The organism is Aliivibrio sp. EL58, from assembly GCF_900312675.1.
In the GTDB taxonomy this organism is placed as follows: domain Bacteria; phylum Pseudomonadota; class Gammaproteobacteria; order Enterobacterales; family Vibrionaceae; genus Aliivibrio.
The window spans coordinates 216,174-229,135 of record NZ_OMPC01000006.1 but is presented as its reverse complement, the minus strand read 5'-3'; the positions used below and the strand labels follow the sequence as shown (position 1 = coordinate 229,135).

Here is a 12,962-nt window from a genome sequence, read left to right as displayed (position 1 = left end):
ATTATTTACCGATACAGAAAGAGGTAAATATTCGACCTAGTAGATCATCTGAAGTAAATTCTCCTGTGATCTCGCTAAGATGCTGTTGTGCAATTCTAAGCTCTTCTGCCAGGATCTCACCGGCCATGTAACCTTCAAGTTGTTGTTGGCCTATATCAAGATGCTGAGCCGCTTTCTCTAACGCTTCTAGGTGACGACGGCGAGCCATAAAGCCACCTTCTTGATTACCTGAGAAACCCATACATTCTTTTAAATGCAGACGTAAAGCATCGACACCTTCCCCCGTTTTTGCAGACAAACGAATAAGGGTAGGATCGTTAACGTGGCAAATACCTAGATCTTCACCGGTTTGATCCGCTTTATTTCTGATCACTGTCATGCCCATGTTTTTAGGTAAGCGATCAAGAAACTCTGGCCAGATTACTTTAGGGTCTGTTGCGTCAGTGGTTGTGCCATCAACCATAAATAAAACGCGATCGGCTTGAGCAATTTCATCCCATGCTCGTTCAATACCAATACGCTCTACTTCATCAGAGGCTTCACGAAGGCCAGCAGTATCAATGATATGCAAAGGCATACCATCAATGTGAATGTGCTCTCTGAGTACATCACGCGTGGTTCCTGCGATATCAGTAACGATAGCGCTGTCTTTACCTGATAAGGCATTTAGTAGGCTAGATTTACCTGCATTAGGGCGTCCAGCAATAACGACTTTCATCCCTTCACGCATGATCGCCCCTTGATTAGCTTCTTGGCGAACGGCATTAAGGTTATCAATGATCCCTTGTAAATCACCACTGACTTTGCCATCAGCTAAAAAGTCGATCTCTTCTTCTGGGAAATCAATGGCGGCTTCAACATAAATTCGAAGGTAAATAAGGGATTCAACTAAGGTGTTAATTTTATTTGAAAAGACACCTTGTAGTGAATTTAATGCAGATTTTGCTGCTTCTTCAGAACTTGCATCGATTAAATCGGCAATGGCTTCGGCTTGAGCTAAATCCATTTTATCATTCAAAAAAGCTCTTTCTGAAAATTCGCCAGGTCGAGCAGGGCGAACGCCATCAATTTTTAAGATGCGTTTAATCAGCATATCCATGACAACAGGACCACCATGTCCTTGAAGCTCTAAAACATCTTCACCGGTAAATGAATGAGGGTTAGGGAAGTAAAGTGCAATCCCTTGATCGAGTTCAAGGCCATTATCATTTTTAAATGGGGTGTATTCTGCATAGCGAGGTTTAAGGGTCTTTCCTACCACTTCTAAAGCGACTTGTTGAGCTTTAGGTCCGGATACACGAATGATGCCTACGCCGCCTCGGCCTGGTGCTGTTGCTTGTGCAACGATGGTGTCTGTATGTAATGTCATGATTATTCTTAATGTCTATTGCTTGAGCATATTGTAAGCCGATAAAACAAAAAAGGCGACCATAGGCCGCCTTTTGTTTACTTCTTTAGAAATTCAACTTACTTAGAATGTAAGCCTTTTTTCTCAAGAGCACGGTAAATCAGCGTTTGCTGAATTAACGTTACGATGTTTGAAACTAACCAGTAAAGAACTAGGCCAGCTGGGAACCATAAGAAGAATACAGTGAACATTACAGGCATGAATGTCATGATCTTCTGTTGCATTGGATCCGTTACTGTTGTTGGGCTCATCTTCTGGATTAAGAACATACTTGCACCCATTAGTAATGGCAGGATGTAGTATGGGTCTTGTGCTGATAAATCCGTGATCCAACCAAAGAATGGAGAATGACGAAGTTCAACTGATTCCATTAGTGCCCAGTACAGAGAAATGAAGATTGGCATTTGAAGAACTATTGGTAAACAGCCACCTAGTGGGTTTACTTTTTCTTTCTTATAAAGCTCCATCATTTCTTGGCTCATACGTTGGCGGTCATCACCAATACGTTCACGCATTGCAGTCAACTTAGGTTGAAGCATACGCATTTTAGCCATTGACGTGTATTGTGCTTTCGTTAGTGGGTACATTGCACCACGAACGATGAACGTTAAGAACATGATCGCCAGACCCCAGTTCCCAACAATACCGTGAATGAAAGACAGTAGTTTGTGAAGAGGAGAAGCGATGAACCATAACCAACCGTAATCAACACTTAAGTCTAAGTATTTAGCAGTTGCAGCCATTTCTGGTTGAAGTTTTGGACCAGTCCAAAGCGTTGCTGTAAGCGTCGCTTCTTGACCAGCAGGAATTGTTACCGAAGGCATACGAACGCCAATGTAACCGTAATCGCCAGCAACACGTGATGTTAGTGTTGCGTCATTCACGTTACGTGGGATCCAAGCTGATGCGAAATAGTGTTGTAGCATACCCGCCCAACCTTGACCATTTGTCATGTCGATAGATAAGTTCTTATCTTCCATGTCGTCAAAGCTGTATTTTTTATAGCGTGTATCTTCAGTAGAGTAAGCACCACCACGGTACGTAGGCATTGTTAAACTGCCGCCGTCATCCAATAAGTTTTGCTTTAGGTTTGCGTACATTTCTACTGTTGCAGGTGCTGAAGATTGGTTATCAACCGTATAATCAACATCAATAGCGTAGCTGTCACGTTTAAGCACTAGTGTTTTAGTATAAGTAATACCATCTTTCACCAATGTTAACGGAACGCGTAATTCGTTTTGGCCATCCGCTAAAACATAATCTGTTTTTTGCGCTGTAAATTGTGCACGACCAGCGTTTGAATCGATGCCTTGAGGACCGATTAAACCACTTTGAGCAATATAGCTGTGATCAGCATCGTTTCTAAGAAGAACGAATTTTGCTTTAGAGTCTAGTTCTGCATCGTATTTATTAAGAACAGATTCAATGATGTCACCACCCAACGTATCTACTTTTAAAGTAAGCACATCAGTTGTGATTGTAATCAGCTTATCAGACTGTGCTGAATCTGCTGGAGTATCACTGTTTGCTGTTGAAGAAGTTGGAACATCACCATCCGTCTGTGTTTGTTGAACGGTACTAACTGTAGCTGGTTGCTGCGGATTAGTTTCTACTTGCCATTGTTGGAAAAGTAAAAAAGAAACTAAAGCCAGTGCTAGCAACAGAATATTACGTTGGGTATCCATCGTTATTGTTCTCTGTCTTTATGCTGCTTGGGTGGGATGGGGTCATAGCCCCCATCATTCAAAGGATGACATTTTAATAGACGTTTGCCAGTTAGCCAACACCCTTTTACTAAACCGTGTGACTTTAGTGCTTCAATTGCATAATGTGAACACGTTGGAGTAAATCGACAGCGAGGTCCAATCATTGGACTGATGACGAGTTGATAAAAACGGATTAGACCGATTGCTATCCACGAGAAGGGCGAGACAGGCGATGCCATAATTTATCTAATAGCTTGTTAAAGTCTTCGTTACTCAGTTCTTGAGCACTCTTTTTAGCGATAACCACAAAGTCTTTCGCAGGTAAGGAATGTTGCTTATTGCGGAAACTTTCACGTGTAATACGTTTAAACTTATTGCGACCAACAGCAGTTTTAATTTGCTTCTTAGGAACAGCAAGACCTAAACGAGGGTGTGATAGTGAGTTTTCTCTGGCAAGAATGGTGAAGTGAGGTGAGCCGGCTCGATGAGCTTGCTTGAAGACTGATTTGTAATCTTCGGGAGTTAACAAGCGTAACTCCCGAGAGAAGTCGTAATTCATCAAAATAATCTATTGATTACTTAGATAGACGCTTACGGCCTTTAGCACGACGAGCGTTGATTGTGTTACGACCGTTCTTAGTTGCCATACGAGCACGGAAGCCGTGAGAACGTTTACGCTTAAGAACTGAAGGTTGGAAAGTGCGTTTCATGGTATTACCTTATTACTGATCAGTAGTTATAGGTTTAATTTAAACCCGGCGTGGGACGTACATTCCGACGCCTCTCAACAAAGAGGCGGAATTGTAATCATTGACAGAAAAATAGTCAATAAGAGGTTCCACGTATTTTCCGGACGATGAATTATACGTTTTGTGAGCGAGAGCGCAAGGATCTTTATGCGATCCCGACTTGATTCAAGAATTTTTGTAATTTTGGATCCTGTGGATAACCAAAAATTTGTTCAGGAGTCCCTTGTTCGACGATCTTTCCATCGGCCATATAGATAACTCTATCGGCGACTTCTTTGGCAAATTGCATTTCGTGAGTTACAACCAGCATCGTTTGGTGTTGAGTCGCTAATTTTTTCATTAATGCGAGAACCTCGCTAACCCACTCCGGATCGAGTGCTGACGTGGGTTCATCAAACAATAATAGCTCTGCTTCAAGAGCCATTGCACGACCAATACCTACTCGCTGCTGTTGGCCTCCAGAGAGGGCCGCAGGGTAGTTATCGCCCTTATCGCCAAGGCCTATATCATCTAATATTTGCTGGGCTTTTCTAAGAGCATCAGCCTTGTTCCACTTGTGGACAGTTATTAGGCCTTCAGCAATATTTTGTCGAGCGGTTAAATGAGAGAATAAGGCATAGTTTTGGAAGATAAAGCCTGTTTTTCGTCGTAAAGCTAATATTTCTGCTTTGGTATTTTTTTCACTGTCCACACTGACATCATCAATACTTATGATGCCCTTGTCTGCAGTTTCAAGAAAATTCACACATCTTAGTAGGGTTGATTTCCCCGTACCACTAGAGCCGATAATGGCAATTATCTCACCTTTATTGATCGTTAGGTCTATACCTGAAAGAACTTCGGTATCACCAAAGCTTTTATGTAGATTCGTTATTTTTATCATCGTACATAGGCCTTATTAAGTTTGGTTTCAGCCCAAGTTTGTACTCGGGTAAGAATAACGACGACACCCCAATAGATTAGAGCGACTGCTAGGAAGGCTTCAAAAAACTTAAAGCTGGAAGAGGCTTCCATTTGTGCTTTAGCCATTATTTCAGACACCCCAAGCGTAAAGGCTAAAGAGGTGGATTTGATCATATCAATGAAATAATTCATTAAAGAGGGCAAAGCCACTCGAGTCGCTTGAGGAAGAATAATACGACGCATCGCTTGAGGCGTTGTCATGCCGATAGATAAGCTAGCTTCCATCTGACTGCGATCAACGCCAATGATAGCGGCACGAATACTCTCAGCCATATAGGCAGCAAAGTGAAGAGTTAATCCAATAACTGCCGCACTAAAGGCATCTAAGCCAACAAAAATTGGAAATACCTGCGGTAAACCATAATAAAGTAGGAACAATTGAACCAGTAGTGGTGTTCCTCGAAAAAAGCTGATGTACAGCTGGCTAAGTTGATCCAATACAGGCACTTTAAATACTCTTAAGTTAGCCAGTACTAACGCCAGAGCCAGTGCAAAGAATAACCCCCATATCGCCATTTCTAATGTCGTACCTAAATACTTAAATAGTATAGGTAGGAGTTCAATCATATACGCAAAATCAAATCCCATGATGTCTCTCTGTTATTTAGTATAAGAAAAGTGATGAGTAAACAGTGTTGACTATATATATTTGATAAGCAATAAACACAAAACCCACTACGTTATGATAGTGGGCTTTATTGTTTACGAAAGTAAATGCTTACTTAGTAATAAGTATGGCTTACTTTGTTACATCAGCATCAAACCATTTTTGAGATATTTTAGCGAGTATTCCATCTTCACGCATCTCAGCTAAAGCCTTATTCACTTCTTGTTGAAGCTTTTGGCCTTTTTCATCTTTTACGAACGGCCATGCATTCTCGATCGTTTCAAATGGTTCACCTGCAAGCTGTAGTGGTAATCCTGATTTTTTAATCAGTTGAGCTGCTGATAGACGATCCATCACAAACGCATCTGAACGGCCTAGTGCCACATCATGTTCAATACCAGTATCGTACGTTTTAATGTTTATTTGACCAGATTTGTCGTTATCTCGCAGTAACTTCTCAAAATTAGAGCCTAAGTTAACAGCAACTGTTTTACCTGCTAAGTCATCAATGCCCTTGATACTGTCGTTACCTTTACGAACGGTAATTTGCGCACCATCGACAACATAAGGGTCTGCAAAAAGGTATTTTGCTTCACGCGCTTCTGTTTTGGTAATCTGGTTTGAAATCGTATCAATACGACCGGTTTCTAATAAGCCAAATAAGCCCGAAAAGCTCGCCGTTACGTATTCAACTTGATAGTCATTACGGCGACCGATCTCATCCCATAAATCGACTTCAAAACCTTGCAGTTTATCTTGCTTAACAAAGGTGAATGGGAAATAACGACCAGACATCCCTACTTTTACTTCAGTTGCCGCTTGTGCAAATTGTGTCGCGGCTAAGGTTAACGCTAATCCTGTAAGAATGTTCTTTGTCCATTTCATGATTGATACTCCCATTATTCATCAGTAGTGAACATAATACTTTTTTTGCGATTGACCTCTAAATACCCTCTGGTTATTTATAATAACTAAACGATTAATAGCGTTTATTTTTTATCCATTGTTGATGGTTTTGGGTATAACTCAGGTAAAAAGTGTGTTGATCTAGGTAAAAAAGCGTGATCAGTGTGAATAACTCCGATCTTATTCACTGGATCATCGATCTAACACTGGCACAATAGTTATCCACAGTATAAAATTAGCGACCTTTTTTAATATTTATGAGTGGGGTTGTCCGTGTCTTCATCGCTTTGGCTGCAGTGTTTACAGCGCCTTCAAGAAGAATTACCTTCCGCAGAATTCAGCATGTGGGTTAGACCACTGCAAGCTGAATTAAATGACAATACCCTTACGCTATTTGCGCCGAACCGCTTCGTATTGGATTGGGTTCGTGATAAATACCTAAATAGCATTAACTCATTATTAAATGAGTTCTGCGGTAGTGATGTTCCTACTTTACGTTTTGAAGTAGGAAGCAAGCCTGTATCTGCTCCACTAGAGCCAAAAAGAACGGCTGCAGATGTTGCTGCCTCAACTTCAGCTCCTGCACAGCTTCAAGCTCGACAATCAGTGAATAAGCCATGGGAATCTCAGGGAGCTGAGCCTGCATCTGCTGATTTAAATCACCGTTCTAATGTTAACCCTAAGCATAAATTTACTAACTTCGTTGAAGGTAAGTCAAACCAGCTTGGTTTAGCTGCTGCTCGCCAAGTCTCTGATAACCCAGGAACGGCGTATAATCCACTTTTCTTATATGGTGGAACTGGCTTAGGTAAAACCCACTTATTGCAAGCGGTTGGTAATGCGATTCTTGAACGTAAACCAGATGCTAAAGTGGTATACATGCACTCTGAACGTTTTGTGCAAGATATGGTTAAAGCACTGCAAAATAATGCGATTGAAGAATTCAAACGTTATTACCGCAGTGTTGATGCATTACTTATCGATGATATTCAATTTTTTGCGAATAAAGAGCGTTCGCAAGAAGAGTTCTTCCATACCTTTAATGCGCTATTGGAAGGCAATCAACAAATTATTCTGACATCAGATAAATACCCAAGAGAAATCAATGGGGTTGAAGACCGTCTTAAGTCTCGCTTTGGTTGGGGTCTTACGGTTGCGATTGAACCGCCAGAATTAGAAACACGTGTTGCTATCTTAATGAAGAAAGCAGAAGATCATCAGATTCATCTGGCCGATGAAGTTGCTTTCTTTATTGCAAAACGTTTACGCTCAAATGTGCGTGAATTAGAAGGGGCATTAAACCGTGTAATTGCCAATGCAAATTTTACTGGTCGCGCAATTACGATTGATTTTGTACGTGAAGCTCTACGAGATTTATTAGCACTTCAAGAAAAGTTAGTCACGATCGATAATATTCAAAAAACCGTTGCTGAGTACTACAAGATCAAAATGGCGGATTTACTTTCTAAGCGTCGTTCTCGTTCTGTTGCTCGTCCACGTCAATTGGCGATGGCGTTATCAAAAGAATTAACCAACCACAGCTTACCTGAGATCGGTGATGCATTTGGTGGTCGAGACCATACAACAGTACTTCATGCTTGTCGTAAAATAGCGCAATTACGTGAAGAGAGTCATGATATAAAAGAAGACTACTCTAACTTAATCCGAACGTTATCATCGTAAGTCATTATCTACTTTTAAATAAACGAGTATTATGAAATTTTCTATTGAACGCAGCTTGCTATTAAAGCCACTGCAACAAGTATCTGGTGCCCTAGGTGGCCGTCCATCATTGCCAATCTTAGGTAATATCTTACTTCAGGTAGAAAATGGTCAACTTTCAATGACCGCAACCGATTTAGAAGTAGAGCTGATCAGTCGAATTACTCTGGAAGGTGATTTTGAAGCGGGTGCCGTGACGGTTCCATCGCGTAAGTTCCTAGACATTTGTCGTGGTTTGCCTGACAGCGCAACGATTACTATTATATTGGAAGGCGATCGTGTATTAGTTCGTTCTGGCCGCAGTCGATTCACATTGGCAACATTACCGGCTAATGACTTTCCAAATATTGAAGGTTGGCAGAGTGAGGTAGAAATTACCCTTTCTCAGGCACAGCTTCGCAAGCTAATTGAAAGCACACAATTTTCAATGGCGAACCAAGATGTTCGTTACTACCTCAATGGTATGATGTTTGAAACGCAAGGCAATATCTTCCGTTCTGTAGCAACCGACGGTCACCGAATGGCAGTATGTAATATGCCTGTAGAGTCTGAGCTTCCTGAACAACAAGTGATCATGCCACGCAAAGGCATCCAAGAGCTGGTTCGTCTACTTGACTCACCAGATCAGAGTGTTACTTTACAGTTTGGTAATTCGAATGTACGAGCTGAAGTGAATAATTTTGTTTTTACTTCTAAGCTTGTTGATGGACGTTTTCCTGATTATCGACGTGTAATGCCGCAAAGCAGCAACAAAACATTAGAAGCGGATTGTGATGAGTTGCGCCAAGCATTTGCTCGAGCGGCGATCTTATCGAATGAGAAATTCCGTGGGGTTCGTGTTAATTTAGCGAACAACCAAATGCGTATTACTGCAAATAACCCTGAGCAAGAAGAAGCAGAAGAAATCTTAGACGTTGATTTCCAGGGCGATGATATCGAGATCGGTTTTAATGTTAGCTATGTTATCGATGTATTGAATACATTAAAATGTGAGCGTGTACGAATCTCAATGACAACTGCGAATGCAAGTGCGTTAGTAGAAGATTGCGCTAATGATGAAGCACAATATGTTGTTATGCCAATTCGTCTATAAGATATTAAATTTCAATGCCATTATCACGCTTAATTATTAATGATTTTCGCAATATAAAGACGTGCGATATTCAATTATCATCAGGATTTAACTTTGTTACTGGTGCTAATGGCAGTGGCAAAACCAGTGTTTTAGAAGCGATATATTTGCTCGGACACGGTCGTTCATTTAAAAGCTCGTTAACAGGTCGAATTATTCGAAATGACTGTGACGAGCTTTTTATTCATGGACGTTTTACCACTCCAGATAAGCTTGAATTGCCAATCGGCATAAATAAACAGCGTGATGGGACAACTGAAGTTAAAATAGGCGGAGAAAGTGGTCAAAAACTGGCACAATTAGCCAAGGTTTTACCACTTCAACTGATCCACCCAGAAGGGTTTGAATTAGTTACTGATGGCCCTAAATTTCGCCGAGCGTTTATTGATTGGGGAGTGTTTCACGTGGAACCTGCTTTTTATGAAGCATGGAGTCGAGTGAAGCGACTAACTAAACAACGTAACGCATTATTAAAAACGGCACACAGTTATCGAGAGTTAAGCTACTGGGATTTAGAACTGGCGCAATTGGCTGAAAAAATAGATCAATGGCGTGTAGACTACATCAATCACATATCTGAAGCGACTCAACAAATATGTCAGGCATTCTTACCTGAATATGACATAAAGCTGTCATACTATCGCGGTTGGGACAGAGAAACCCCATACGCAGATTTGCTCAAGAAAAACTTTGAGCGAGATAAACAGCTGGGCTATACCGTCGGCGGCCCAAATAAAGCCGACTTACGAATTAAAGTTGCAGGCACTCCTGTTGAGGATGTGTTGTCTCGTGGTCAACTTAAGTTGATGGTATGTGCGTTACGATTAGCGCAAGGACAACATTTAACTGAGGCAACAGGAAAGCAGTGCATCTATTTAATAGACGATTTTGCTTCTGAACTGGATAGTCACCGTCGCCAATTGCTGGCTCAATATTTGAAACAGACGAAGGCACAGGTGTTTATTAGTTCAATAACTGCTGATCAGATTGCAGATATGCATGATGAAGAAAGCAAGATGTTCAAGATAGAACATGGCAAAATAGCCCAAGGATAAAAACGCGAGAGTAACTCATGTCAGAAAATTATGATTCATCGAGTATTAAAGTACTAAAAGGTCTGGATGCGGTACGTAAACGTCCGGGTATGTATATCGGCGACACCGACGACGGTACTGGTCTTCACCACATGGTGTTTGAGGTTGTCGATAACTCAATCGATGAAGCTCTTGCTGGTCACTGTAATGATATTATTGTAACGATTCACGAAGATAACTCTGTTTCTGTTACTGATGATGGCCGTGGTATTCCAACTGAAATTCACGAAGAAGAAGGCGTATCTGCAGCAGAAGTTATCATGACGGTACTTCACGCTGGTGGTAAGTTTGATGATAACTCTTATAAAGTATCTGGCGGTCTTCACGGCGTAGGTGTTTCAGTTGTAAACGCATTGTCTGAAAAAGTTGAACTAACGATTAATCGTAAAGGTGAAATCTTTCAACAAACGTATTGTCACGGTGAACCTCAAGCGCCATTAGCGGTTGTGGGCACAACAGACACAACAGGTACTAAAATTCGTTTTTGGCCTAGTGAGCAAACATTTACAAACGTTGAGTTTGTGTATGACATCTTAGCTAAACGTCTACGTGAACTTTCATTCTTGAACTCTGGCGTGTCTATTATTCTACAAGACATGCGTGAAGAAGATAAATCTGATCACTTCATGTTCGAAGGTGGTATTCAAGCGTTCGTTACTCATTTAAACCGTAATAAAACGCCTGTTCACCAAAAAATATTCTACTTTGATGCTGAGCGCAAAGAAGACGGTATTGTTGTTGAAGTTGCTATGCAGTGGAATGATTCTTACCAAGAGAACATCTTCTGTTACACCAATAACATCCCTCAACGCGATGGTGGTGCTCACTTATCTGGCTTCCGTTCAGCGTTAACGCGTACATTAAATACCTTCATGGACAAAGAAGGCTTTTCTAAGAAAGCGAAATCATCTGCATCAGGTGATGATGCGCGTGAAGGTCTAACGGCGGTTGTTTCTGTTAAAGTTCCTGATCCTAAATTCTCAAGCCAAACTAAAGACAAACTGGTTTCTTCAGAAGTGAAGTCTGCGGTTGAATCGGCAATGAATGAAAAATTAGCTGAATTCTTAGCGGAAAACCCAGGCGAAGCAAAAATGGTTTGTTCTAAAATCATTGATGCAGCTCGTGCACGTGAAGCGGCTCGTAAAGCTCGTGAAATGACTCGTCGTAAAGGCGCGTTAGATATTGCAGGTCTTCCTGGTAAGCTTGCTGATTGTCAGGAAAAAGATCCTGCACAATCTGAACTATACATAGTGGAAGGGGACTCTGCTGGCGGTTCAGCCAAGCAGGGACGTAACCGTAAAAACCAAGCGATCCTTCCGCTTAAAGGTAAAATTCTTAACGTAGAAAAAGCACGTTTTGATAAAATGATCTCTTCTCAAGAGGTTGGTACGCTAATTACTGCATTAGGTTGTGGTATTGGTCGTGACGAATACAATCCGGATAAACTGCGTTACCACAACATCATCATCATGACCGATGCCGATGTCGATGGTTCTCACATCCGTACTCTACTTTTGACTTTCTTCTACCGTCAAATGCCTGAGTTGATTGAACGTGGCTACATCTACATTGCTCAACCACCACTTTACAAAGTGAAGAAAGGTAAACAAGAGCAATACATTAAAGATGAAGAAGCGATGGGTGAATACCAAATCACGCAAGCGTTAGATAACGCAGCGTTATTTGTTAATCCAAACGAGTCTATCTTTGGTCAAGAGCTTGAGAATTTAATTCGTACCTTTAATGGTGTGGTTAAGTTGATTGAGCGTATGAGTCGTCGTTACCCATTAGCGCTATTAAATCGTTTAGTTTACACGCCTCGTTTAACTCAAGAAGAGTGTGAAAACGAAGCGACAGTTCAAGCATGGACTGAGGCATTAGTTGCTGATCTTAACGAGCACGAAACTGGTGCAAGCCAATACAATCCAGCGCTAGATTTTAACGAAGAGTTAAATATTCACCAGCCTAAGCTTGTTGTTCGTACTCACGGTGTTCAGCATGAATACGTATTAAGTGCAGATCTGCTTAACTCGAAAGAGTACGGTCGTATCGCTGATTTATCAGAAGCACTTAATGGTCTGATTGAAGAAGGTGCTTATGCACAACGTGGTGAGCGTAAACAACCAGTAGAAACACTGGATGAAGCGATTGCATGGTTGATCAAGGACTCTCGTCGTGGCGTTTACTTACAACGTTACAAAGGTCTAGGTGAGATGAACCCTGAGCAGCTTTGGGAAACAACGATGGATCCTGATTCTCGCCGTATGATGCAAGTAACGATTAATGACGCAGTAAGTGCGGATGAGTTGTTTACTACGCTAATGGGTGATCATGTTGAGCCGCGTCGTAACTTCATTGAAGAAAACGCATTGCGCGTTGCTAACTTAGACGTCTAAGCTGAGTAAATATTTGCTGTAATCACTAATTTCTGCGTCGAAGGTGCTCGCTTATATTCATAAGCTCCGCGCCTTCTCCTTGAACTAAGCGATTACAGCGGCAATTTATCTCAACTTAGAATTTAGAGTTATTAGAAAGCACTGCTAATTAGCGGTGCTTTTTTTTGTCTATTCTCTTGAAAGTAAACCCACTGAGCCGCATATCTAGTTATGAAGAGGATGCCGAAAGGGTCTTTTGAAAATGACTTGTCCAAAATGGAAAGTCTTATAATTTGATAG

12 protein-coding genes are annotated in these 12,962 nt (G+C 41.3%); 4 read left to right on the top strand and 8 right to left on the bottom strand.

The features are described from left to right. Nucleotide 1 precedes the first annotated feature (1 nt). The 8 genes from mnmE to ED622_RS08345 all read right to left on the bottom strand — a co-directional run bounded on the left by mnmE (nt 2) and on the right by ED622_RS08345 (nt 6,318). The gene (mnmE, locus tag ED622_RS08380; protein ID WP_122033443.1) at nt 2-1,369 is read right to left on the bottom strand and encodes a tRNA uridine-5-carboxymethylaminomethyl(34) synthesis GTPase MnmE; all 1,368 of its coding nucleotides are present in this window, start codon (nt 1,367-1,369) and stop codon (nt 2-4) included. A gap of 98 nt (nt 1,370-1,467) precedes the next feature. Further along, nucleotides 1,468-3,093 (bottom strand): membrane protein insertase YidC, encoded by a 1,626-nt coding sequence (gene yidC, locus ED622_RS08375; RefSeq protein WP_122033442.1) that lies wholly within the window; start codon nt 3,091-3,093, stop codon nt 1,468-1,470. Nucleotides 3,094-3,095: 2 nt separating this feature from the next. Further along, nucleotides 3,096-3,353, bottom strand: coding sequence for a membrane protein insertion efficiency factor YidD (yidD, locus tag ED622_RS08370; protein WP_122033441.1), 258 nt, complete (start codon nt 3,351-3,353; stop codon nt 3,096-3,098). Beyond that, on the bottom strand, nt 3,320-3,673 hold the full coding sequence (gene rnpA, locus ED622_RS08365) for a ribonuclease P protein component (protein ID WP_012548914.1): 354 nt from the start codon (nt 3,671-3,673) through the stop codon (nt 3,320-3,322). Before rnpA ends, yidD begins: the two co-directional genes overlap by 34 nt. Nucleotides 3,674-3,689: 16 nt before the next feature. Next, nucleotides 3,690-3,824 (bottom strand): 50S ribosomal protein L34, encoded by a 135-nt coding sequence (rpmH, locus tag ED622_RS08360; protein WP_012548915.1) that lies wholly within the window; start codon nt 3,822-3,824, stop codon nt 3,690-3,692. 184 nt (nt 3,825-4,008) lie between these two features. Continuing rightward, nucleotides 4,009-4,746 (bottom strand): amino acid ABC transporter ATP-binding protein, encoded by a 738-nt coding sequence (locus ED622_RS08355; protein ID WP_122033440.1) that lies wholly within the window; start codon nt 4,744-4,746, stop codon nt 4,009-4,011. Beyond that, nucleotides 4,743-5,414 (bottom strand): amino acid ABC transporter permease, encoded by a 672-nt coding sequence (locus ED622_RS08350; protein WP_122033439.1) that lies wholly within the window; start codon nt 5,412-5,414, stop codon nt 4,743-4,745. The genes ED622_RS08355 and ED622_RS08350 overlap by 4 nt, the downstream gene beginning before the upstream one ends. Nucleotides 5,415-5,565: 151 nt before the next feature. Then, the gene (locus ED622_RS08345; protein ID WP_122033438.1) at nt 5,566-6,318 is read right to left on the bottom strand and encodes an amino acid ABC transporter substrate-binding protein; all 753 of its coding nucleotides are present in this window, start codon (nt 6,316-6,318) and stop codon (nt 5,566-5,568) included. A gap of 294 nt (nt 6,319-6,612) precedes the next feature. On the opposite strand from ED622_RS08345, the gene dnaA reads away from it, so the two are divergent. Genes dnaA through gyrB form a run of 4 tightly spaced genes read left to right on the top strand, consistent with a single transcriptional unit; the run spans nt 6,613 to nt 12,683 of the window. Further along, nucleotides 6,613-8,022 carry a chromosomal replication initiator protein DnaA gene (gene dnaA / locus ED622_RS08340; protein ID WP_122033437.1) on the top strand — a complete coding sequence of 470 codons (1,410 nt, stop codon included), beginning with the start codon at nt 6,613-6,615 and terminating at the stop codon, nt 8,020-8,022. Nucleotides 8,023-8,053: 31 nt separating this feature from the next. Further along, entirely contained in the window at nt 8,054-9,154 is a 1,101-nt protein-coding gene (dnaN, locus tag ED622_RS08335) for a DNA polymerase III subunit beta (RefSeq protein ID WP_122033436.1), read from the top strand. A gap of 14 nt (nt 9,155-9,168) precedes the next feature. After that, nucleotides 9,169-10,248, top strand: coding sequence for a DNA replication/repair protein RecF (recF, locus tag ED622_RS08330; RefSeq protein ID WP_122033435.1), 1,080 nt, complete (start codon nt 9,169-9,171; stop codon nt 10,246-10,248). A 17-nt stretch (nt 10,249-10,265) separates the two neighbouring features. After that, nucleotides 10,266-12,683, top strand: a complete 2,418-nt coding sequence (gene gyrB, locus ED622_RS08325) for a DNA topoisomerase (ATP-hydrolyzing) subunit B (RefSeq protein WP_122033434.1) — start codon at nt 10,266-10,268, stop codon at nt 12,681-12,683. Nucleotides 12,684-12,962 lie beyond the last annotated feature (279 nt).